Source organism: Pseudonocardia kujensis, assembly GCF_021283305.1.
Classification (GTDB): Bacteria; Actinomycetota; Actinomycetes; order Mycobacteriales; family Pseudonocardiaceae; genus Pseudonocardia; species Pseudonocardia kujensis.
On record NZ_JAJSOK010000064.1, the window covers coordinates 23,435 to 45,455 of the forward strand.

Annotated in this window: 24 protein-coding genes; 12 read left to right on the forward strand and 12 right to left on the reverse strand. The window is 74.6% G+C overall.

Annotated elements, in window-relative coordinates:
* Positions 1–11: 11 nt before the first annotated feature.
* The 5 genes from uraH to LWC35_RS30895 form a co-directional block, all read right to left on the reverse strand.
* Positions 12–335 (reverse strand): hydroxyisourate hydrolase, encoded by a 324-nt coding sequence (gene uraH / locus LWC35_RS30875; protein ID WP_232873811.1) that lies wholly within the window; start codon positions 333–335, stop codon positions 12–14.
* 87 nt (positions 336–422) lie between these two features.
* Positions 423–2,045 (reverse strand): alpha/beta hydrolase, encoded by a 1,623-nt coding sequence (locus LWC35_RS30880; protein ID WP_232873812.1) that lies wholly within the window; start codon positions 2,043–2,045, stop codon positions 423–425.
* A gap of 256 nt (positions 2,046–2,301) precedes the next feature.
* A complete protein-coding gene (locus LWC35_RS30885; protein ID WP_232873813.1) occupies positions 2,302–3,567 on the reverse strand; it encodes a DUF6986 family protein in 1,266 nt (421 codons plus the stop codon).
* A 79-nt stretch (positions 3,568–3,646) separates the two neighbouring features.
* Positions 3,647–4,321, reverse strand: coding sequence for a lysophospholipid acyltransferase family protein (locus tag LWC35_RS30890; RefSeq protein ID WP_232873814.1), 675 nt, complete (start codon positions 4,319–4,321; stop codon positions 3,647–3,649).
* A 166-nt stretch (positions 4,322–4,487) separates the two neighbouring features.
* Positions 4,488–4,922, reverse strand: a complete 435-nt coding sequence (locus LWC35_RS30895) for a hypothetical protein (protein WP_232873815.1) — start codon at positions 4,920–4,922, stop codon at positions 4,488–4,490.
* Between the two features lie 498 nt (positions 4,923–5,420).
* On the opposite strand from LWC35_RS30895, the gene LWC35_RS30900 reads away from it, so the two are divergent.
* Positions 5,421–7,028 carry an ABC-F family ATP-binding cassette domain-containing protein gene (locus LWC35_RS30900; RefSeq protein WP_232873816.1) on the forward strand — a complete coding sequence of 536 codons (1,608 nt, stop codon included), beginning with the start codon at positions 5,421–5,423 and terminating at the stop codon, positions 7,026–7,028.
* A 90-nt stretch (positions 7,029–7,118) separates the two neighbouring features.
* Here the strand turns inward: LWC35_RS30900 and LWC35_RS39730 are convergent, their stop codons facing one another.
* From LWC35_RS39730 to fbaA, 3 genes are read right to left on the reverse strand one after another with little or no spacing between them, the layout of a single operon-like run.
* On the reverse strand, positions 7,119–8,207 hold the full coding sequence (locus LWC35_RS39730; protein WP_308194704.1) for an FUSC family protein: 1,089 nt from the start codon (positions 8,205–8,207) through the stop codon (positions 7,119–7,121).
* A gap of 10 nt (positions 8,208–8,217) precedes the next feature.
* Complete coding sequence (locus tag LWC35_RS30910) at positions 8,218–8,631, reverse strand: DUF3151 domain-containing protein (protein WP_232873817.1); 414 nt, start codon at positions 8,629–8,631, stop codon at positions 8,218–8,220.
* A 44-nt stretch (positions 8,632–8,675) separates the two neighbouring features.
* Positions 8,676–9,710 (reverse strand): class II fructose-bisphosphate aldolase, encoded by a 1,035-nt coding sequence (gene fbaA / locus LWC35_RS30915; protein ID WP_232873818.1) that lies wholly within the window; start codon positions 9,708–9,710, stop codon positions 8,676–8,678.
* Between the two features lie 131 nt (positions 9,711–9,841).
* Between fbaA and LWC35_RS30920 the strand changes: the two genes are divergently transcribed.
* From LWC35_RS30920 to LWC35_RS30935, 4 genes are read left to right on the forward strand one after another with little or no spacing between them, the layout of a single operon-like run.
* Complete coding sequence (locus tag LWC35_RS30920; protein ID WP_372463132.1) at positions 9,842–10,468, forward strand: SigE family RNA polymerase sigma factor; 627 nt, start codon at positions 9,842–9,844, stop codon at positions 10,466–10,468.
* 21 nt (positions 10,469–10,489) lie between these two features.
* Entirely contained in the window at positions 10,490–10,762 is a 273-nt protein-coding gene (locus tag LWC35_RS30925; RefSeq protein WP_232873819.1) for a hypothetical protein, read from the forward strand.
* A 35-nt stretch (positions 10,763–10,797) separates the two neighbouring features.
* A complete protein-coding gene (locus tag LWC35_RS30930; protein ID WP_232873820.1) occupies positions 10,798–11,547 on the forward strand; it encodes a DedA family protein in 750 nt (249 codons plus the stop codon).
* A 15-nt stretch (positions 11,548–11,562) separates the two neighbouring features.
* Positions 11,563–12,324, forward strand: coding sequence for a DedA family protein (locus LWC35_RS30935; RefSeq protein WP_232873821.1), 762 nt, complete (start codon positions 11,563–11,565; stop codon positions 12,322–12,324).
* 10 nt (positions 12,325–12,334) lie between these two features.
* Here the strand turns inward: LWC35_RS30935 and LWC35_RS30940 are convergent, their stop codons facing one another.
* Positions 12,335–13,420 (reverse strand): glycoside hydrolase family 76 protein, encoded by a 1,086-nt coding sequence (locus LWC35_RS30940; RefSeq protein ID WP_232873822.1) that lies wholly within the window; start codon positions 13,418–13,420, stop codon positions 12,335–12,337.
* A 54-nt stretch (positions 13,421–13,474) separates the two neighbouring features.
* Between LWC35_RS30940 and LWC35_RS30945 the strand changes: the two genes are divergently transcribed.
* The 3 genes from LWC35_RS30945 (at position 13,475) to LWC35_RS30955 (ending at position 15,778) form a co-directional block, all read left to right on the forward strand.
* Positions 13,475–13,936, forward strand: coding sequence for a DUF4262 domain-containing protein (locus tag LWC35_RS30945; RefSeq protein ID WP_232873823.1), 462 nt, complete (start codon positions 13,475–13,477; stop codon positions 13,934–13,936).
* Positions 13,937–14,020: 84 nt separating this feature from the next.
* Positions 14,021–15,025 (forward strand): GlxA family transcriptional regulator, encoded by a 1,005-nt coding sequence (locus tag LWC35_RS30950; RefSeq protein ID WP_232873824.1) that lies wholly within the window; start codon positions 14,021–14,023, stop codon positions 15,023–15,025.
* A 114-nt stretch (positions 15,026–15,139) separates the two neighbouring features.
* A complete protein-coding gene (locus LWC35_RS30955) occupies positions 15,140–15,778 on the forward strand; it encodes a DJ-1/PfpI family protein (protein ID WP_232873825.1) in 639 nt (212 codons plus the stop codon).
* Positions 15,779–15,837: 59 nt separating this feature from the next.
* On the opposite strand, the gene LWC35_RS30960 is transcribed toward LWC35_RS30955, so the two are convergent.
* A complete protein-coding gene (locus LWC35_RS30960) occupies positions 15,838–16,182 on the reverse strand; it encodes a DUF1330 domain-containing protein (RefSeq protein ID WP_232873826.1) in 345 nt (114 codons plus the stop codon).
* A gap of 199 nt (positions 16,183–16,381) precedes the next feature.
* On the opposite strand from LWC35_RS30960, the gene LWC35_RS30965 reads away from it, so the two are divergent.
* Positions 16,382–17,590, forward strand: coding sequence for a thiolase family protein (locus LWC35_RS30965; protein WP_232873827.1), 1,209 nt, complete (start codon positions 16,382–16,384; stop codon positions 17,588–17,590).
* 2 nt (positions 17,591–17,592) lie between these two features.
* A complete protein-coding gene (locus LWC35_RS30970) occupies positions 17,593–18,291 on the forward strand; it encodes an SDR family oxidoreductase (RefSeq protein ID WP_232873828.1) in 699 nt (232 codons plus the stop codon).
* A gap of 76 nt (positions 18,292–18,367) precedes the next feature.
* Here LWC35_RS30970 and LWC35_RS30975 read toward each other — a convergent pair whose 3' ends face one another.
* Both LWC35_RS30975 and LWC35_RS30980 read right to left on the reverse strand, forming a co-directional pair.
* Entirely contained in the window at positions 18,368–19,021 is a 654-nt protein-coding gene (locus LWC35_RS30975; protein WP_232873829.1) for a TrmH family RNA methyltransferase, read from the reverse strand.
* Positions 19,022–19,128: 107 nt separating this feature from the next.
* Positions 19,129–20,550 (reverse strand): AAA-type ATPase lid domain-containing protein, encoded by a 1,422-nt coding sequence (locus LWC35_RS30980; RefSeq protein WP_232873830.1) that lies wholly within the window; start codon positions 20,548–20,550, stop codon positions 19,129–19,131.
* Between the two features lie 181 nt (positions 20,551–20,731).
* Here LWC35_RS30980 and LWC35_RS30985 point away from each other — a divergent pair, with 181 nt between their 5' ends.
* Both LWC35_RS30985 and LWC35_RS30990 read left to right on the forward strand, forming a co-directional pair.
* Positions 20,732–21,757, forward strand: coding sequence for an amidohydrolase family protein (locus LWC35_RS30985; protein ID WP_232873831.1), 1,026 nt, complete (start codon positions 20,732–20,734; stop codon positions 21,755–21,757).
* Positions 21,757–22,021 (forward strand): iron-sulfur cluster assembly protein (locus LWC35_RS30990; RefSeq protein ID WP_232873832.1); only part of this gene is annotated, 265 nt, incomplete at its 3' end. The genes LWC35_RS30985 and LWC35_RS30990, both read left to right, overlap by 1 nt.

Below are 22,021 nucleotides of genomic sequence, written 5' to 3' on the forward strand. Positions count from 1 at the left end.
TGGCGCACGGGTCAGCTGCCGCGGTAGGTCGTGTACGAGAAGGGCGAGAGCAGGAGCGGGACGTGATGGTGGCCCCGCGCGGGGTCCGCGGTGAAGGAGATCGTGACCTCGGGGAAGAAGGGCTCCTGGCCCGTCGCGGCGTGGTAGGCGCCCGTCGCGAACACCGCGGTCCAGGTGCCGGGGGCGAGCGCACCGGTGTACAGGTCGCCGACCCGACCGTCGGCGTCGGTCGTCCCGGACCAGGTCGTGCCGTCGGGCGCAGTGAGGGTGATCTCGACGCCGGCGGCCGGACGGCCGAGGGCGGCGTCGAGGACATGCGTGCTGATGCCTGTCACGCGCGGGAGCATCGCAGGCCCGACGACGCACATCGTGGGCGCCCGAGAGCCCGGCGGCGTGGCTGCCGCCGGGCCCTCGTCGGTCGCTCAGCCGTCCGCGAAACGGCAGTGCGGGTCCTCGGAGGGCACCCTCAGCTTCACGAGGTAGGCGCCCACCGCCGAGTCCACGCAGGAGTTCCCCTGCAACGCGGCCGTGTGCCGGGTCCCCTCGACCGTGATCAACCGCGCGCCCAGTGCCGCGGCCAGGTCGACACCCGCCCGGTAGGGCGTGGCCGGGTCACCCGTCGTCGAGATCACCAAGGTCGGCGGCAGCCCCTCGGCGTGCGGCAGGTGCGGCTGCGAGGTCGGCGTGACCGGCAGCATCGCGCAGGTGTCGAGCGCCCCGTCGCCGACGGGCAGGCCCGGGTCCGCGAAGGGCGCCACCTGGGCGGCCCGGCGCTGCAGGTCGGCGCGCTGCGCCCGGTCCGTCATCCGGTCCCCGTCGACACAGTTGACGACCATGAGCGCCTCCTGGTCGTTGCCGTAGTGGCCGTCGGGCCCGCGGCCGTAGTAGCGGTCGGCCTCGGCCATCAGCGGGGTGCCGTCCCCCGCCCGCAGCGCCACGAGCCCCTTCGTCAGGTCCGGCCAGGCCGCCGGGTTGTAGAGCGAGGCGATCACGGCGGTGACGGCGTCGCCGTAGGACAGCGTGCGCCCGTCGGCCACGGGTGCGGGGTGGTCGAGCAGCGGCCGGGTGAGGCCCTGGAACGCCGCGGTCGTCCGGGACCGGTCGGCGCCCAGCGGGCAGCCGTCGTGCTGCGTGCAGGCCGCGGCGTAGGCGTCGAAGGCGCCCTGGAAACCCGCCATCTGCGCGAGAGCGCTCTCGGCGGCGGTCTGCGTCGGGTCGACGGCGCCGTCGAGCACCATGGCGCGGACGTTGCCCGGGAACATCTCCGCGTACGTCGACCCGATGCGGGTGCCGTAGGAATAGCCGAGGTAGGTCAGCTTCTCGTCCCCGAGCGCCGCGCGCAGGACGTCCATGTCGCGGGCCACGTCCCGGGTGCCGGAGTGGGCCAGCACGTCGGCGCCGCCGGACCGCTGCACACAGCGCTCCGCGTCCTGCCGCGCCTGCTCCTCGGCCGCCGCCGGGCCCTCGGCGACGACCTCCCTGGCCGACTCGGCCCGGAGGGCGTCCCACTCCGCGTCGGTGGTGCAGTCGATGGTCGGCGTGCTCTTGCCGACCCCCCGCGGGTCGAACCCGACGATGTCGAACACCCCGGCCGCCCCCTGCGCGGCGAAGGACGCCGCCAGGTCCATGCCCGAACCGCCGGGTCCGCCGGGGTTCAGCACGAGTGAGCCGATCCGTCGGTCGCCCTCGCCCCGCTCGCCGGTCCAGCGGGCCCGCAGGACGCCGATCTCGGCGGTCCGGCCGCCCGGCTCGTCGTAGTCGAGCGGCACGGTCAGCCGGGCGCACTCCACGCCCGGTGCCCCGAAGAGCTCGCGCTCGCGGTCGCCGTCGGCGAGCGGGAGGCACGGGCCCCAGGCCAGCACCTGTGTGTAGAAGGGTTCGAGTGCCACCGGCGGCGCCGCCGGTCCCGCCACGACGGGCGCCGCTGCCGGTGCGGGCGTCGGTGCCGTGAGCAGCATCCCGGGCACCGCGCACGACGAGAGCACCGCCGCCCCCGCCGCGGCGAGCGCGGCGACCACCGCGCCCCTGGTTCTCCTGGTCCCCACTGTCCTTCCTCCCCGATCCGCGGAGCCCGGCCACGGGGCCCCGCGGCGGGTCCAGCGGAGGATGGTCGTGCGGGGGGCGCCCGGACGAGGGAGCGCGCACCCGAACCGGCGGGGGTGGACCCGACCGCCGGGGTGGGGTCGACCCCGACGCCGCCGACGCCGGGTCAGCGCGTGCTCGGTCAGCGCCGGGCCGGTCAGCGCCGTGCCGGTCAGCGCGTGCCCGGTCAGCGTCGTGCCGGTCGGGCCCCGTGCCCGGTCAGCGCGGCGAACGCGTGGAGCGGCGCGCCAGCACGGCGAGCTCGCCGAGGTCCGCGCCGGTCTCCTTCTCGACCCACCGGCTGTCGAGCGCGCCGCAGTCGATGCCGCGCAGCAGGAACCCGGAGAGCGCCGTGGCGGTGGCGGGCTCGTCGAGGAACCCGGAGTCGGCGCGCTCCCGGTACGCGCGCAGCCGGGCGGCGGCGGAGTCGGCAGAGCCGCGGAAGAAGGCGAAGACCGCGGTGAACCGGCTGGGCAGCTGCGCCGGGTGCAGGTCCCAGCCCTGGTAGAAGCCGCGTTCGAGGGCGCGGCGGACGAGCCGGCCGTGCAGGGTCCAGGCCGCGCGCACCGCCTCCGGGCTGCCGACCGGCATGACGTTGGTCGAGCCGTCGGACAGCCGCACCCCCGTCCCCGCGGCCGCCACCTGCATCACGGCCTTGGCGTGGTCGGCCGCGGGGTGCTCCGTGCTCTGGTACTCCGCGGCGATGCCCAGCGAGGCGGAGTAGTCGTACGTGCCGTAGTGCAGGCCGGCGCAGCGGCCCTCGGCGGCGGCGATCATGCCGGGCAGCGGCGAGGCGCCGTCGAGCCCGATCACGGTCTGCGGGGTCTCGACCTGGATCTCGAAGCGCAGGGTGCCCCCAGGCAGGCCGTGCGCCTCCTCGAGCGCGTCGAGCACGTCCGCGAGCGCGGTGACCTGGGCGGACGCGGTGACCTTCGGGAGCGTGACGACGAACCCCGCGGGCACGCCGCCGCGGGCGGCCAGCTCGGCCACGAACGCGCTCAGGGTGCGGAGCCCTCGCCGCCGGGTCGCCGCCTCGAGGCTGCGGAAGCGGATCCCGGTGAAGGGCGGCGCGGTCCCGGCGTCGACGGCGGCGACCAGCTCCGCAGCGGCGCGGCGGACCTCGGCGTCCTCCTCGGCGTCGGGCCGCACCCCGTAGCCGTCCTCGAAGTCGATCCGCAGGTCCTCGATCGGCTCGGTGACGAGCTTGTCCCGCACGCGGGCGCGCAGCGCGTCGGCCGCCGCGGCCGGGACGCCCCAGCAGGCGGCCAGCTCGGCCTGGCCCGGCGCGTGGGCGTCGAACACCTCGCAGGCGGTGGCACCCCACGCGGCGGACACGGACCGGTCGAACCGGTCCGCCGGCACGTACACCGTGTGCACGGGCTGCCGGGTCCCGACGTCGCCGGGATACGCGGCCGCGAGCAGGGCGTCGACCGGGGCGAGGTCGCGGTCGACCGCGGTCGCCAGTTCCTCGGCGAGATCCGTCATGGACGGATCCTGCCCTACCCGGGGTCGGTCACACCGGACGGAACGGGGTGATCCTTCCCTGATCAGGGCGCCGTGGCCGTCACGCGGCCGCGGCCTCGCCGGGGCGGCGGTGGTAGCGGTCGACGTACTCCTGGCCGCTCAGGCCGGCGATGGCGTCCATGATCTCGTCGGTGACGGCGCGGCGGATCGCGGCGGAGCCCTCCAGGCCGTCGTACCGGCTGAAGTCCAGCGCCCGCCCGAAGCGGACCTCGACCCGGGCCACCCGCGGCAGCTTCTTCCCGACGGGCTGCACCTTCTCGGTGCCCACGAGCCCGACGGGCACCACGACGGCACGGGTGGACAGCGCCAGCGACGCGACGCCGGTGTGCCCGCGGTGCAGCCGCCCGTCGAGCGACCGCGTGCCCTCCGGGTAGATCCCGAAGGCGCCGCCGGCCCGCAGGACCGTGCGCCCCGCCTCCAGCGCGGCGAGCCCGGCCTTGGCGTTGGCCCGGTCGACCGGGACGTAGCCCAGCGCGCCGAGGAAGCGCCCCATCAGGCGGCTCTTCAGGCTGCGCGAGGTGAAGTACTCGGCCTTGGCGAGGAAGGCCACCGGTCGCGGCGTGACCAGCGGGATCACGGCCGTGTCGACGGCCGCGCGATGGTTCGCGGCGAAGATCACCGGCCCGTGCGCCGGGACGTTCTGCACCCCCTGCACCCGCGGCCGCCAGATCATCCGCACCAGCGGCGCCAGCACCCACCTGATCAGGAACTGCATCGTTCTTCGACCCTCCCCGGGACCCGGCCGGACGTACCCCGCCGTCGTCCGGACCAGTGTCGCGCACCCATTGTGACGCCCAGGTCACCGCTCTGGAACGTACTCAGGACGTGACGTCGGCGGTTCCGCCACGTGAGGGAGGCGGTGCGGAAATGTGCGCGTACCACTACGGAACGGCGCGGAACCAGTCGTTCGCGGCGGGCCGGAACATCGCGGTCACGGCGGCGAGGACGGCCAGCACGTGGACCGCGCGCAGGACGACGACCGCGATCGTCGGGCCGTCGGCGGCGGCGAGGAACTCCGGTACCGAGCCGCCCGCGGCGAGCCACCGCAGCGGCTCGACGACGAGCGAGGCCGTGCCGAGCAGGCCCATCAGGAGCGCCACCGCCCGGCGCGCCGCGACGCGGCCGGAGTACAGCGCCAGGACGAGCCCGGCGAGGCAGAGGTGGAGCACGAAGCGGGCGGCGAGGGAGACCGGACCCGGCGGATCGGGCGTCGCGAGCCGGACGAGGGTCTCGGCGACCCCGCAGCCGAGGGCGGTGAACCAGAACGCGACGGCGAGGGCGACGACGGCCGGGGGCGTCCGGGTGGTGGTGGTCATGCTCCGGAGGCTTCTCCTCCGGCCGTCCCCGGTCCGCCCGGCCGGCCCCCGAGCCCGCGGTGGGGCGGCCCCCACCGGCGACGGCCCGGCGCGGGCGTCCGGAGCGCGGACGTCTGGAGACGGCTTCCCCGCCATGATCACCTCTTCGGGACGGTGGGAGTCGAGAACCGACCTCCCACCTCCACGACCGGCGATCACGGACCAGGTCCCGCGGCATGATCGCTCGTCGTGGACCGGGAGGGTCGGCTTCCGACCAGCTCCGTCCACGGGCGACGATCATGTCCGGAAGACTCCTCCCGCGCTGCGCGGCACGCTCCGCGCAGACGCCCGACCTGCGGCGATCGCTCCGATGGATCTTCTCGACGGTTAATCGGTTGCGCGTGCGGGGCGCCGTGGGCGAGGGTGCTCGCATCATGGAGCTCTGACACCACCCTGCGCCCGCGGCCGCGGCACGAGCCCGGCGGGCGCGAGATCCCGATCTTCCCCGGTGGTGTCGCCATGTCCGCTCCCTCTGCCCTGGTCGCCCAGGACCTCGTCCGCACGCTCGGCACGCGCCGGGTGCTCGACGGCGTGTCCCTCACCGCCGCCCCGGGCCGGCGGATCGGCCTGATCGGCGAGAACGGGGCCGGCAAGTCCACCCTGCTGCGGCTGCTCGCCGGCGCCGACGAGCCCGACGGCGGCACCGTCACGCGGCCGGCCGACCTGGGGTTCCTGCACCAGGAGATGCCGTACGACCCGGCGTCCACCGTCGCCGACGTCGTCGACGACGCCCTGCGCGAGGCCCGCACCGACCTCGCCGAGCTGGACCGGATCGGCCGTGCGCTCACCGGGGCGCCCGACGACGCCGACCTCCTCGCCGCCTACGGCGAGCGCCTGGAGTCGGCCGAGCGGCACGCCGCGTGGGACGCCGACCGGAGGGCCGAGCTGGTCCTCGCCGGGCTGGGGCTGGGCGGAGTCGGGCACGAGCGCGCGCTCGGCACCCTCTCCGGCGGCCAGCGCGGGCGGCTCGCGCTGGCCGCGCTGCTGCTCCGCCGGCCCGTGGCGCTGCTCCTCGACGAGCCCACCAACCACCTCGACGACGCCGCCGCGGCGTTCCTCGAGGAGGAGCTGCGCGGGATGCCGGGCGCCGTGGTGGTCGCGAGCCACGACCGCGCGTTCCTCGACGCGGTCTGCACGGACGTCGTGGACCTCGACCCCGCCCTCGGCGGGCCGACCCGCTACGGCGGCACCTACACCGACTACCTCGCGGCGAAGCGCGCCGAGCGGGAGCGCTGGGAGCGCCGGTTCGCCGAGGAGCAGGAGGAGCTCACGGAGCTGCGACACTCCGTCGCGGTGACCTCGCGGCGGGTCGCGCACGACCGTGTGATGCCCGACCGGGACAAGATGGGGTACGGGCGCCGCTCGCAGCGCGTCGAGCGGCAGGTGTCGAGCAGGGTCCGGGCGGCGACCCGGCGGCTGGAGGAGCTCGAGCGCGACCAGGTGCGCCGTCCGCCGGCGCCGTTGCGGTTCCGCGCGCCGGCACTGGCGGCGGAGTCGCCCGACGGCGTCCTCGTCGCGCTCCGCGCGGTTCGGGTGCCCGGACGGCTCGCGCTGGACCGGCTCGACGTGACCGCGGCCGAGCGGCTGCTGGTCACCGGGCCGAACGGGGCGGGCAAGTCCACGCTGCTCGCCGTGCTGGCCGCGACGCTCGACGCGGAGGGCGAGGTCCGGCGGCGCCGCGGGCTGCGCGTCGGGCTGCTCGCCCAGGACACCGTGTTCGCCCGCCCGGACCGCACCGTGCGCGAGACCTGGGAGCGCACGCTGGGCCCCGAGCGCGCCGAGGCGGTGCCGCTGGTGTCGCTCGGCCTCGTCGCGCCGCGGGACCTGGGCGCGCAGGTCGGCGACCTGTCGGTCGGGCAGCGCCGGCGCCTCGCGCTCGCCCTGCTGATCGCCGACCCGCCGCAGCTCCTCCTGCTCGACGAGCCCACCAACCACCTCTCCCCCCGGCTCTCCGACGAGCTGGAGGAGGCCCTGGGCACCGGGCCGGGCGCCGTCGTCGTCGCCTCGCACGACCGCTGGCTGCGCCGCCGCTGGGCGGGCCGGGAGCTGGCGCTGCGGACCCCCTGAGCCAGGCTCCGCGCCCGTGCGGTCCGCGCCCGTGGGGTCGGCGCCCGTGGGGCCGGGGGTGTTCCGGCACGCCGTACCGCGCACAGGGCGTCAGAGCGCGGCGCGCAGGGCCTCCTGGGCCTCGGGACGGCTGAGCCCGGTCGCCTGCAGCAGGTCGATCGCGATCGACCGCAGCTGGGCGACCATGACCTGTTCGGACATGCCGAGGTCGCCGGCGGCGGCCCCCAGGACCGGCGAGTCGTGCACGAGGTCGAGGATCGGCTCCCGGGCCGCTTCCCGGTCGCCGGAGCCGACCTGCGTGGTGAGCTTCTGCACCGCGGTGGCGAGCTGGGCGACGGCGTCGGGCAGGGCCTCGACGGCGGGCTCGTCGTCCTGCAGCGCGGTGAGCGCGCGACGGGCGAGGACCCGGGTGTTGCGGAAGGCGTAGTCGGTGCGCTGGGCCAGCTCGGCGAAGCGGGTCAGCTCGGGGCGGTGCGGGCGCCGCAGCGGCGCCACCGCGGTGACCTCGCGACCGGACTTCACCGACGCGAGCAGCTCGTCGACCAGGGGCTGGCTGCGCCGGGCGCGCTGCAGCGCCTCGGCCGCCGCCGCCTCGTCCCGCTGCCGCAGCGCCTCGGCCACGCCGAAGAGCACGGCGGCGAGCTCGTCGAGGGCCCGGCGCGCCTGCCGCCGGACCGGGCCGAGCGGGTGCGACGGCAGCAGCGCGGCGACGAGCAGCCCGACCGCGCCGCCGATCAGGGAGTCGACCCAGCGGTCGATCCCGCCGCTCTGCCCCGGTGGGAGGAGGGTCGCGACGAGCACGGCCGACGAGCCGGCCTGCGCGACGATGAGGGTGCCACCGTCGGTGAACACCGCGGCGGCCATGGCCAGGGCCACGACCAGGGCGATCTGCCAGGGTCCGGAGCCGATCGCGGCGACCAGCAGGTCGCCGACCAGCACCCCGAGGCTCACCCCCACCACCAGCTCGGCGGTCCGGCGCAACCGGGACCCGAGCGAGACGCCGAGGCTGATCACCGCGGCGATCGGGGCGAAGAAGGGGCGGGGGTGCCCGACGAGGTCGGCCGCCACGAACCACGCCAGGCCCGCCGCCAGCCCGCACTGGACGATCGGCACCGCCGACATCCGCAGGCGGCGCGCGCCCAGGTGCAGCCGGGCGCGCGCCCGCGCCGCCACGTTCACGGCGCAGCGGTCAGGACACGCCCAGCGCGGCGGCCGCGGCGGGATCGGAGTCGGCGAGGAACCCGCGGATCCGCTCGACCTCGTCCGTCTCGCCGATCGCCTCGGCCGAGCGCATCAGCGCACCGAGCGCGCGCAGGAAGCCCTGGTTCGGCTCGTGCGACCACGGGATCGGGCCGAAACCCTTCCACCCGTTGCGGCGCAGCTGGTCCAGGCCGCGGTGGTAGCCGGTGCGGGCGTACGCGTACGCCGCCACGGTGTGCTTCTCGGCCAGGGCGTTCTCGGCGAGGACGGCCCAGGCGATCGACGACGCCGGGTTGGCCGCCGCGACGTCGGCCGGGTCCTCGCCCGCGGCCAGCGCGGCCGCGGCGGGGTCGACGGGCAGGCGCGTGGGCTCGGGGCCCAGCAGGTTGCCGTGCAGACTCATGCCTCCATCCTGCCCCGTCGACCCCTGGTGCGATCCGGCCGGGCTCAGCCCGCCAGGGACTTGCCGGCGGACTTCAGCGACTCGCAGGCCTCGACGACACGCTCGGACATCGCGACCTCGGCCTTCTTGCCGTAGGACCGCGGGTCGTAGGTCTTCTTGTTGCCGACCTCGCCGTCGACCTTCAGCACGCCGTCGTAGTTCTCGAACATGTGCCCGGCGATCGGCCGCGTGTAGGCGTACTGGGTGTCCGTGTCGACGTTCATCTTCACGACGCCGTAGCTCAGCGCCTCGTGGATCTCTTCGAGCAGCGAGCCCGAGCCGCCGTGGAACACCAGGTCGAACGGCTTGGAGCCCTCCGGCAGTCCCAGCTTGGCCGAGGCGACCTGCTGGCCCTCCTTGAGGATCTCCGGGCGCAGCTTGACGTTGCCCGGCTTGTAGACGCCGTGCACGTTGCCGAAGGTCGCGGCGAGCAGGTAGCGGCCCTTGTCGCCGGCGCCGAGGGCCTCCACGGTGCGCTCGTAGTCACCGGGCGCGGTGTAGAGCTTCTCGTTGATGTCGTTGGCGACGCCGTCCTCCTCGCCGCCGACCACCCCGATCTCGATCTCGAGGATGATCTTGGCCTTGGCCGCCTCGTCGAGCAGGTCGGCCGCGATCTTGAGGTTCTCCTCGAGCTCGACCGCGGAGCCGTCCCACATGTGCGACTGGAAGAGCGGGTTCCCGCCCTTCGCCACGCGCTCCTGGCTGATCGCGATCAGCGGGCGGACGAAGCCGTCGAGCTTGTCCTTCGGGCAGTGGTCCGTGTGCAGCGCCACATTGATCGGGTACGAGTCCGCGACCACGTGGGCGAACTCGGCGAGCGCGGTGGCACCGGTCACCATGTTCTTCACCCGGGTGCCCGACAGGAACTCGGCACCGCCCGTCGAGACCTGCACGATGCCGTCGCTGCCCGCCTCGGCGAAGCCGCGCAGGGCTGCGTGCAGCGTCTCGGAGCTGGTCACATTGATGGCCGGGTAGGCGTACTCCCCGCTCTTGGCCTTGTCCAGCATCTCGTTGTAGATCTCGGGGCTGGCGATCGGCATCTGAAGTGCCCTCCTCGGGTCCGCGTCGTTCGCCGCCAGTATCACGCACGGGCGCCGAGGCGCCGAACGGCGACGATGGTCGACTTCGCGAGCTCCGTCTCCACGAATCTCACCCCCGATATGGTGGCCCCGTGGGGGCTGGCGCACATCCGGTGGACACCGGTGGATACGAGAGCACGGTCGAGCGCACGCTGAGCAGGCTGCGCCGGATCGACTCGCGCCCCGACCCGGCACTCGCCGCGCCACCGCCCCAGGCCGTCGGCGGCCCGCTCACGCTCGCCGACCTCTACCGCGACCACCGGATGCGGTTGGTCCGGCTCGCCGTGCTGCTCGTCGACGAGCCCGCCACCGCCGAGGACGTCGTGCAGGAGGCCTTCGCCGGTCTGCACCGGCACTGGGCCGGGCTGCGCGACGAGGCCGCCGCCGTCGGGTACCTGCGCACCGCCGTCGTCAACGGGTCCCGGTCGGTCCTGCGCCGGCGCCGCACCGCCCGCGAGTACGTGGCTCCGCACCAGGTCAACGCCCGGTCCGCCGAGTCGCTGGCGATGCTCTCCGCCGAGCACCAGGCCGTCGTCGACGCCCTGGCCACGCTGCCCCCGCGGCAGCGCGAGGTCCTGGTGCTGCGCTACTACGGCGGCCTCTCCGAGGCGGAGATCGCCGAGGCGGCCGGGATCACCCGCGGCACCGTCAAGTCGACGGCGAGCCGCGCGCTCGACGCGGTGGCGCGTGTCATGGCCGAACGGTCCGGGGGAAGATAGGTCCGGGAGGACACACCGACGATGAACCCGTACGTGAACCCGGAACCGGCCGTCGACCCCGGTCGCCGGTTGGCCGAGGCGCTGCACGCGCAGGCGGTCTCCTCCGCCGCCGCGCCGGGGGTGCACCCGGCCGCGCCCGCCGCCCGGCGGTCCCCGCAGCCGCGGCCCGACGCCGCCCTGCGCCGGCAGATCGTGTGGGCGCTCGTGATCGCGCTGCTCGCGGGCCTGGTGCTGGGTGCGGGGATCGGGCTCGTCTCGCTGCTGTTCCCCGGCGTCCTTCCCACGGTCGGCTGAGGGGACCCACAGGGACGCCCGGTACCGTCGGCGCCGTGACCCACACGCTCGCCCTGGGCCCCGAATGGTTGAAGCCCGACGTCATCATCGGCTGGCTCGGCCCCTGGGCACTGTTGGGCCTGGCGCTCATCGTGTTCGCCGAGTGCGGTCTGCTGCTGGGGTTCTTCCTCCCGGGTGACTCCCTGCTGTTCACCGCCGGCCTGTTCGTGGCGACGGGGGCGATCCGCACCCCGCTGTGGGTGGTCTGCCTGCTGCTCGTGGTCGCGGCCTTCGTCGGCAACGCGTGCGGCTACGGCATCGGGCGCAAGGCCGGCCCCGCCATCTTCGACAAGCCGAAGAGCAGGCTGTTCAAACCGGAACACGTGCAGAAGACCCAGGAGTTCTTCGACCGGTACGGCAACCGCGCGATCGTCCTCGGCCGTTTCGTGCCCATCGTCCGGACGTTCATCACCGTGATGGCCGGCGTCGGGAAGATGGAGGCCAAGCGGTACCTCACGTACTCGCTGATCGGGGGCGTGGCCTGGGCCGCCGGCGTCACGGTGCTCGGCTACTTCCTCGGCCAGATCGAGTTCGTGCGGAACAACATCGAGCTGATGCTGATCCTCATCGTGCTGATCTCCATCGTGCCGATCGCGATCGAGTTCCTGCGCGCCCGGCGGCAGGGTCACGGGGCCGGCGCTCCGGGGACCACCGGCACCGGCGCGGCGGAGGGGTACGACCCGGACGCCACCACCCGCATCCCGGTCGTCCGGCCCGACGAGCGGCCGCCCGGCCACCACCGCTGATCGGAGGAGGAGCACGTGCGACAGACCGTCCTGGCCTTCGACCCGCTCGGCTCGGCCGGGCCGGTCACGGTCTGGGTCGTCGTCCTGGCGTTCGTGTTCCTCGAGTGCGCGTTCGTCATCGGGCTGTTCCTGCCCGGCGACTCGCTGCTCGTCGCGGCGGGCGTGGTGCTCGCCGCGCACGACCAGGAGGTCTCGGCCTGGCTGCTCTCGGCCGCCGCCGTGATCGTCGCCGTGGCGGGCAACCAGGTCGGCTACCTCGTCGGCCGCTACACCGGGAACCGGATCAAGGTTCGCAAGGGCGGGAAGATCCTCACCCGGGAGAACCTCGACCGGGCCGGACGGTTCCTCGACCGCTGGGGGTTCTGGTCGATCGTCGTCGCCCGCTGGGTGCCGTGGGTGCGCACGCTCGCCCCGGCCATCGCCGGCGCCGCGCGGATGGACAACCGGAAGTTCCTGCTGGCCAACCTGGTCGGCGCCGTCGTGTGGGTGCCCACCCTGCTGATGCTGGGCTACTACGCCGCCGGCCTGCTCGACCGCATCCCGTGGGTGCGGCACGTGGCGGTCGTCGCGGCCATCGCCTTCTTCGTGGTCGGCACGGCCGTCGGGGTCGTCCGGTACGTGATGGAGGTCCGCAAGCCGGTCGACGACGAGGCGCAGGTGGACGCCGGGGCCGGGGCGGACGCCGGGGTCGACCCGAAGACCGACACAGGGATCGACACAGGGATCGACACGGACATCGACACGGACATCGACACTGCGGCGATCGAGCGGCCCTGACCCTTCGGCGTCAGGCGCCGGCGCGCTCCAGGCGGGCCGCCGCCTCCAGCAGCATCCATCCCGAGAGCTGCACCGACAGGTCCCCCTCCGGCGCCCCGGCGGCGGGCCTGCGGGCGCGTCGGCGCCAGTCGTGGGCGAACGCCGGGCCGGCGGCGGTGTCCGCGCGGTTCTCCCACACCGACTCCGCGCTGGCCAGCACGAGGTCGCGGGCGTGCGGCAGCTCGGGCCGCCGGACCGCCGCGTCGGCCAGGTAGCGGGCGAGGATCCCGTTGAACAGCCCGCCGTCGCCGCCGTCGTCGTAGCCGCCGATCACGCCACCCGGCTCCGCGAGCCCGCGCGCCGTCGCCGCGAGCACCGCTGCGGCCCGGTCGCCCCAGCGCACGTCGCCCTCCCGCTGCGCCAGCTCCACACAGGCGCCGAGGTACACGCCCTGGCAGTACGTGTACGGGGTGGCCACGACCGCGCGGACCGCGCCCTCGGCGTCGAGCCGGACGCCGTCGCGGACCAGGCCCGACGCCGGATCGACGAGCGTCGCGGCCATCCAGTCGGTGAGCGCGGCGGCGGTCACCAGGTCCTCCCGCGACCCGGTGCGGGCCAGCAGGATCGCGGCCGGGCCGTTGGCCGGGGCGTTCTTGAAGTCGTCGCCCCGGCGCCACCAGATCCCGCCGCCGCCCGCCGGCGTGTGCGCGGCGCGGATTCGCGCAGTGACGGCATCGAGCGCGCCCCGGCGGCTGCGCACCCGAACCCCGGCCCGCTGGACGGCCAGGCCGAACCAGGCGATGTCGTCGTAGTAGTCGTTGGTCCAGCGACCGAGGTTGCGCACCCGCACGCCGCGGACCAGCCCCGCGATCGCCGCCGCGCGTCGCGGCTCCGGCGCCCGGACCTGGGCGTCGACCAGGCAGTCGAGCAGGTGGGCCTGCCACCAGTAGTGCCACGGGCCGACGAGCGCGCGGGCGCGCTCGCGCGGCGCGGCGGGCCGCGGGCTGCGGATCCGCCCGATCCGGGTGGCCGGCAGCGCCCCACCGACGCGGTGCAGGTAGCGACGGGTGACCGCGCGTTCCGCGGCGGCCGCCCGGTCCGTCCACAGGCTCGTCATCGCGGCGATCATCGCAGAGATTTTCTGTCGGGGGTCGGGCCTACCGTCCGCGGCATGAACCCCGAGATCCCGTCCGAGATCCCCTCCGAGCTGGTCCACCGCATCGACCAGTACGAGGCCTGGCAGCGCGAGACGATCCGCCGGCACGGCTGGGCGTTGCAGGCCGTGCTGGGGGACGAGGAGGGCCCGCCCTTCGTCTACACGGTCGGGCTGTCGGGGTTCGACCATCCCGAGCTGATCGTGTTCGCGGTCGACCAGGCCACCGCGGCGCGGGCGCTCAACCGACTGGGCGAGTACGTCCGGCTCGGCGGCCGGCTCGGCCCGGGGGACACGGTGGGCCTGCCCGAGGGCCTGGTCAGCCTGCTCGCCTTCCCCGACTCGGCGGACTGGCTGCTGGGCGCGAACCGGCTGTACCGGATGCCGGGCGGGCCACCGGTCGAGGCGCTGCTGGTCGTCCCCGAGGAGGGCTACGCCGAGGAGGCCGGGGAGGACCTGCCCTGCCGGTTCTGCGGGTGAGCGGCTCGTGGCGGCGGGATCCGTGGCCGGATCCGAGGGATGCCCGTCGTTGACGCCATCCGCGGGCACCGCGACCGTGGAGTCATGACCCACCGATCCGGCCGGCGGCGCGTGGTGGTCCCCCTGTTCGACGGCATCCAGCCGCTCGACGTCGTGGGGCCGCACGAGGTGCTGCGCATCGCGACCGCCATGGCGGGCGGCCGGGGGTACGAGGTCGAGCTGGTCGGCGTGGTGCCGGGTCCGGTGCGCTCGGAGACCGGGCTGGACCTGGTCGCCCGCAGCGGGCTGCCGGCCGGGCCGATCGACACCCTGCTCGTGCCCGGCGGCGGGGGTGCGCGGCGACAGGGACCGTCGGGCAGCCGCGGCAACGAGAGCGAGCTGGTGCGCTGGATCCGGCAGGTCGCACCACAGACCGGGCGGCTCGTGTCGGTCTGTACCGGAGCGTTCCTGCTGGCGGCGGCCGGGCTGCTCCGCGGCGAGCCCGCGACCACCCACTGGCGGTGGGCCGAGCGGCTGTCCCAGGAGCACCCGGAGATCGAGGTGCGGCCGGACCAGATCTACGTGCGCAGCGGCCGGATCTGGAGCTCGGCCGGTGTCACCGCGGGGATGGACCTCGCCCTGGCGCTGGTCGAGGAGGACCTGGGACCGGACGTGGCGCAGAGCGTGGCGCGCGAACTGGTGCTGCCGGTGCGCCGAGCGGGCGGGCAGAGCCAGTACGCCAGCCCGGTCTGGGCGCCGCCCGCCCCGCGCCCGTCGGTGCGCGCGGCCCAGGACATCGTGCACGCCGAACCGTCCGCGGACCTGCGGGTTCCCGTGCTCGCCGCGCGGGTCGGGATGAGCGAGCGGCACTTCGCCCGCGAGTTCACCCGGCTCGTGGGGACCCCACCCGGGGTGTACGTCGAGCGGGTGCGGGTCGAGGCGGCCCGCGGCCTGCTCGAGTCGGGCGGGCTCACCGTCACCGCGGTCGCCTCCCGGGCGGGCTTCGGCTCGGCCGAGACCATGCGCCGCGCCTTCCTCCGCCGGCTCGGAGTGGCGCCCGACCACTACCGGCGCCGGTTCGCCGGCCGGCCCGGGGTCGCCGGGAGCTGATCCCGCACACCCACCGCTGCCCGGGTACCGCCGCCGGCCACCCCTACCTGCCCTGCCCCGTACCGCCCTGCCCGTACCGCACTGCACGTACCGCCCTGCCCGAAGGAGCCCGCCATGCAGGTCGCAATCCCGCTCTTCCCCCGCCTGACCGCCCTCGACGCGATCGGCCCCTACGACGCGCTGCAGCACGTCCCGGAGCTCGAGGTGGTGTTCGTCGGTGCCGAGCGCGACGAGGTCCGCACCGAGAACGGGATGCTCGGCCTCACGGCCGACGCCACGTTCGCCGAGGTCCCCGATCCCGCGGTCGTGGTCGTACCCGGAGGGATCGGCAGCCGGGACCACCTCGGCGGCAGTCCGCTCGTCGACTGGGTGCGCGCCGTCCATCCCGGTACGCGCGCGACCACCTCGGTCTGCACGGGGTCGCTGATCCTCGGCGCGGCCGGGCTGCTCACCGGCCTGCCCGCGACCACGCACTGGGGCGCGGTCGACGTCCTGGCGCGCTTCGGGGCGCAGCCCGTGCGGCAGCGCGTGGTCGAGCTGCCGGAGCAGCGGATCATCACCGCTGCCGGGGTCTCGTCCGGCATCGACATGGCGATCCGGCTGGTTGCCCGGCTGGTCGACGAGGTCGCCGCCCAGGCGGCGCAGGTCTCGGTCGAGTACGACCCGGAGCCGCCGTACGAGGCGGGCCACCCGGACCAGGTCGGCGAGGGGGTCATGGCACGGCTCGCCGAGTACCGCGCCGCCCGCTCCTGATGTTCCGCCCTCGCCCGAGGGTCCGCGGCCCGCGCCCCGGCCACCCGCGGGTCACCTCGTCACCGTGCGGCCTCGACGGGGAGACCGGCCAGGACGTCGGTGGCGAGGTGCTCCGGCCCCACGCCCTGCACGAGGATCGTGTCGCCGTCGGCGTTGCGCGTCCGCAGCGGCAGGATCTCCTGGTACGCGGGCGAGCGGTACCAGGCCCGGGCCTCCTCGAGCCCGGGGAAGGCGATCGCCACGAGGTTGCCGGGGAACTCGCCCTCGAGCACCTCGGGCAGGTCGCCGTGGACCACGAAGGTGCCGCCGTAGGGCGCGAGCGTGGCGTCGATCCGCTCCAGGTACTCCACGATCTCGGCGTTCGGGGTGACGTTGCGCAGGTGGGCGATCGCGTAGGCGGTCATGGTCGTTCCTCCTCGTTCGGCTGGGCTGCCTCGGTCCGCTTGCCGTGTCGAGCCTCGCCCGGGCGGCGCCACCGGTCGATGACGTCGGAGGTAAGGCGGTGCTGCACCCCGGAACGGCGTGACGCGACACACCCTTGCTGAGTTTTCGTTGGCAACGCAGACTGAGTTTCATCGAAGGACTCAGATCGAGGAGGATCCGATGCGGGACGCGGTGATCGTCGAGGCCGTCCGGACACCGGTCGGCAAGGGCAAGCCGGGGGGCGCGTACGCCGAGGTGCACCCGGTCGAGCTGCACGCGCACGCCATCCGGAGCGCCGTGGAGCGGGTACCGGGCCTGCGCCCCGGCGAGGTCGACGACGTCATCGGTGGTGTCGTCGGGCAGGTCGGCGAGCAGAGCGGCAACACCACCCGGTTCGCCGCGCTGGCTGCGGGCCTGCCGGAGTCCGTACCGGCCACGACCGTCGACCGGCAGTGCGGCAGCAGCCAGCAGGCGCTGTCGTTCGCGGCCCAGGGCGTGCTCGCCGGGGCCTACGACGTGGTCGTCGCGTCGGGCGTCGAGTCGATGTCGCACGTGCCGATCGGCAGTTCCGGGAACGTCGACGGCGCGCGGGCCGACGTGCACGGCCCGTCGATCGCCCGGATCTACCCCGGCGGGCTGATCCCGCAGGGGGTGAGCGCCGAGCTGATCGCGCGCAAGTGGGGCCTGTCCCGCGCGCAGCTCGACGAGTTCGCGCTGACCAGCCACCGACGCGCGGCGGCCGCCTGGGACCGGGGGTTCTTCGCCTCGCAGGTCGCGCCGCTGAAGGTCACGCACGCCGACGGCACCGTCACCCAGCTCGAGCGCGACGAGACGGTCCGTCCCGGCACGACCCTCGAGGCGCTCGCGGGGCTGCGGCCCGCGTTCGCCGACCCCCGATGGACCGACCGCTTCGGCGACCTCGACTGGAAGGTCACCGCGGGCAACTCCTCGCCGATCAACGACGGTTCGGCCGCCCTCGTCGTGACCACGAGCGAGATCGCGGCGCAGCGCGGCTGGCGGCCGAGGGCCCGGATCCACACCACCGTCGCGACCGGCGACGACCCGGTGCTCATGCTCACCGGCATCATCCCGGCGACGGCGAAGGTGCTGGCCCGGGCCGGGCTGACGATCGCGGACATCGACGCCTTCGAGGTCAACGAGGCGTTCTCGTCGGTCGTCCTCGCGTGGCTCGCGGAGACCGGCGCGGACCCGGCGAAGGTCAACGTCGACGGCGGCGCCATCGCGATCGGCCACCCGCTCGGCGCGAGCGGCGCCCGGCTCGCGACCACGCTGCTCGGCGTGCTCGAGCGGACCGGCGGCCGCTACGGCCTGCAGACCATGTGCGAGGCGGGCGGGACCGCCAACGCCACCCTCATCGAGAGGCTCTGACGATGGACATCTCCGGAAGCGTCGCGCTGGTCACCGGCGCGAACCGCGGGCTCGGCCGGGAGCTCGCCGGGCAGCTGGTCGACCGCGGCGCGAAGACCGTGTACGCGGGGGTGCGGGACCCGGCGTCGGTCGCGGACGAGCGGCTGGTCCCGGTGCGGCTCGACGTCACCGACCCGGAGTCCGTCCGGCGGGCGGCCGAGTCGCTCACCGACGTCTCGCTCGTGGTCAACAACGCCGGCCGGGCGGGCGCGGGGCCGCTGCTCACGGCCGACCTCGCCGCCGTGCGGGCCGAGTGGGAGACGAACTTCCTCGGGCCGGTGCAGGTGATCAGGGCGTTCGCCCCGGTCCTCGCCCGCCACGGCGGCGGCGCGGTCGTCGACGTCCTCTCCGTGCTGTCCTGGCTGGCGCTGCCGGCCGCCGGCTCGTACGCGGCGTCGAAGGCGGCGGCGTGGTCGCTGACCAACTCGGTGCGAGCCGAGCTGCGCGGGCAGGGCACGCTCGTCGTCGGGGCGCACATGGGCTACATGGACACCGACATGACCGCCGGCCTCGACGTCGCGAAGATCCCGCCGGCGCAGGTCGCCGCACGGATCCTCGACGCCGTGGCCGTCGGCGAGGAGGAAGTCCTCGCCGACGACGTCACCCGCGGGGCGAAGCAGCTGCTGGGCGGGCCACCGGCCGCCCTCGCCCCGTCGCGCTGATCACCGTCGGCGTGACGGGAGCGCTGCCGGCGCGACGCGCCGACACGCTCGCGGCGCTCACCGCCGCGCGAAGTCGCTACCAGGCGCGGGAGAGATCGGCATGCTGGCCGATCCAGGCGTGCATGGTGATCCCGGCGGCGACGCCGGCGTTGATCGAGCGGGTGGAGCCGAACTGGGCGATCGAGACGAGGAGATCGGCCCCGGCCCGGGCCTCCGGCGTGAGGCCCGGGCCTTCCTGCCCGAACAACAGCACGCAGTCCCGCGGCAGCGCGGCGGTCTCCAGCCGCACCGCGCCCTCGGTGTTGTCCGCGGCCACCACGACCAGCCCGTGCTCGCGCGCGAAGGCGAGCAGCCCGGCGACGGTCTCGTGGTGGTGCAGCGTCTGGTAGCGGTCGGTGACCATGGCGCCCCGGCGGTTCCACCGTCGTCGTCCGACGACGTGCACCGCGGCCGCGGCGAAGGCGTTGGCCGTGCGCACGACCGTCCCGATGTTGTGGTCGTGGCCGAAGTTCTCGATCGCCACGTGGAAGGGATGCGCCCGGGTGGCCAGCTCGGCGACCACGGACTCCCGCCGCCAGTACCGGTAGGCGTCGACGACGTTGCGCCGGTCGCCGTGCTCGAGGAGCTCGGGGTCGTAGCGCGGGTCGTCGGGCCACGGCCCCTCCCACGGGCCCACGCCGACCTGCCCGGGCACGGCCCACTCGGTCGCCCCGGCAGCGTCCTCACTCACCGCGCCATCGTCGCGCGCCGCACTCCCGGCTCGTGCAGGCGGGCCCCGCCGGGCGACGACCGTCCGAGATCGCACACTCGGCCGCCCGAAACCGCCGACGCGCGGGATCAGGAGGTGCGCAGGCCGTACTGCGCGATCTTGCGGTAGACCGTGGCGCGGCTCATCCCGAGCAGCTCGGCGGCCTTCGTGACCGTGACGCCGGGCTCGGCGAGGCAGCGGGCGATCTCGTCGCGCTCGAGGGTCTCGATCCGGGTGAGCGTACGACTGGAGCCGCAGAGCACCTCGGGCGCGAGGTGCCGGGTGTCGACGACGTCGCTGCGGGTCACGGCCTCGCGGACCACCCGGCGCAGCTGCTCGACGTTGCCCGGCCAGGAGAAGGTCCGCATCGCCTTGACCGCGGCCGGGGTGAACCGGACCTCACGTCCGCGGGCCCGGGCACCGAGGTGTTCGGCGAGGGGGAGGACGTCGTCGGGGCGGCGGCGCAACGGCGGGACCTCGACCACGAGATCGACGAGCCGGGCGAGCGACGCCGGGATCGCCGCGGCCTCCGATGCGGTGACGGCGAGCGACGCCCGCGGCGCGGCCGCGACGATCCCCGCCAGCTCGGTGGCGGCCCACTGGGGGAGCGCGTCGACCCCGCCGGCGATGACGCTCGTGGTCTCCTTGGCGAGCTCGGGCGTCCACAGCGCCAGCCACGCCTGGGCGTCGCGCGGGTCCGGTGGCCGGGCGTTGAGGATCCGGTGGTCGCGGTGCACGGCTCGCAGCGCGGTGCCGAGCAGGGCGGTCTTGCCCGCGCCGGCCTCGCCGACCACGGCGACGACCTGCCCGGCGCGCAGGGCCCCGACCACCTCGTCGAACGCCGCACACCACGCCGGGCCGAGCGCAGGCGGGGCGTCGGCGCCCCGATGAGTGGAGTAGACGCGGAAGACCTCGCCGCGTGGGGTCGGCCGGGGCTCGGCGCCGCGGCCCCGGGCGAGCATGAGCGCGGTGGTGTGCCCGGCGGCCATCTGCGCGAGGGCGAGGAGCAGGCCGTCGGACTTGTCCGACCAGGTGGTGAGGTTGACGCTGCCGACGAGCCGGCCGAAGACCGGGTCCATCACCGGCACGGCCGCGCAGGTGTAGCCCCACAGGCCGGTGCAGTAGTGCTCGTCGCCGCGCACGAGCGAGGGCGCGCGGTCGGCCAGGGCGAGGCCGAGGCCGTTGGTGCCCGCCTCCCGCTCCGAGAAGGCGAAGCCGGGGGCGAGGTAGGTCTTGTCGAGTGCGTCGACGAGCGCCTTCTCGTCGCACACGCGGCTGAGCACGAGGCCGTCGGCATCGGTGAGCATGAGGCTGACGGGCTCGCCGGCGAGCGTGTCACGCAGGCCGCGCAGCACCTCGTTGCCGCACTCGGAGAACAGCGACCGGTCGTCGACCTCGCCGGTGAAGGCCGGGTTCACCGCGTCGAGCGGGATCCCGTAGCTCTCGCTCCGCCGCCACGACGCGGACAACCGCGGGGCCACGACGCCGCCGACCCGATGAATCTCCTCCACGCGCACCTCCTCGAGCGCCACCTGCCCCTCGACTGTGACACAGCGCCGGTTCGGGCCGGTGCGACCCGCGTCTCAGGTTGAGACTCCGATCGCCCCACCGGGGCCTTCCGGCTGCCTAGCGTCGCCGACGACCCGAACCGCTGCCGACGACGACCGGCGACGACCAGCCAGGAGGACAACGATGTACTCGAAGGACGGGGAGAACTACTTCATCGTCGACGCCCACGTGGCCCTGTGGGACGCCCGACCGGAGAACCAGCGGAACATCCACGGCAAGCAGTTCATCGACTGCTTCTACGACTACCACCGCAACCTCAGCCCGGAGTCCGAGGTCTGGCCCTACGAGGAGTTCCTCTACCAGGGCGGCGACCGGCTGATGCACGACCTGTTCGAGGTCGGGCACGTCGACCACGCGATCTTCCAGCCCGCCGCGCTCGGCGAGTTCTACTCGGGCGGGTTCGGGCAGACCGAGGAGGCCTTCGCACTCACCGAGGCCAACCCGGACAAGCTCACCTACAACCACTGCTGGGACCCGCGCTTCGGCGAGAGCGGGCTGCGGCAGCTCCGCGAGGACGCGAAGCGGTTCAACCTCAGGGGCGTGAAGCTCTACACCGCGGAGTGGCACGGCGAGTCCCGCGGCTGGAAGCTCGACGACCCGTGGTCCTACCGCTACCTCGAGGCCGCCCAGGAGCTGGGCATCAAGAACATCCACATCCACAAGGGCCCGACCATCCGCCCGCTGGACCGCGACGCGTTCGACGTCGCGGACGTGGACAAGGCCGCCTCGGACTTCACCGAGCTGAACTTCGTGGTCGAGCACGTCGGCCTGCCGCGGCTCGAGGACTTCTGCTGGATCGCCACCCAGGAGCCGAACGTCCACGCAGGCCTCGCGGTCGCGATGCCGTTCATCCACACCCGGCCCAAGTACTTCGGCCAGATCATCGGTGAGCTCCTGTACTGGCTGGACGAGGACCGGATCCAGTTCTCCAGCGACTACGCGATCTGGACCCCGCGCTGGCTGGTCGAGCGGTTCGTGGACTTCCAGATCCCGGAGGAGCTGACCGAGTACGCGCCGCTGACCACCGCGCAGAAGAAGAAGATCCTCGGGCTCAACGCCGCCGCGATGTACGACATCCCGGTCCCGGCCGAGCTGCAGCTCCCGCGCAGCCTCGAGCGCACCGAGCCGCAGGCCGTGGCGGTGGCCTGATGAGCACGGCCACCCTCTCCCGCCGGGAGGACGCCTGGCGGGCGCTCGACGCCGTCGTCGACCCCGAGCTCGACGAGCCGATCACGGACCTGAACTTCGTCCGGTCGCTCGACGTGACCGGGGACGACGTCGTGGTGCACCTGCGGCTGCCCACCAGCTTCTGCGCGCCGAACTTCGCGTACCTGATGGCGAGCGACGCGAAGGACGTGCTCACGGCGCTGCCGTGGAGCCGCCGCGTGGTCGTCGAGCTCGACGACCACGCGG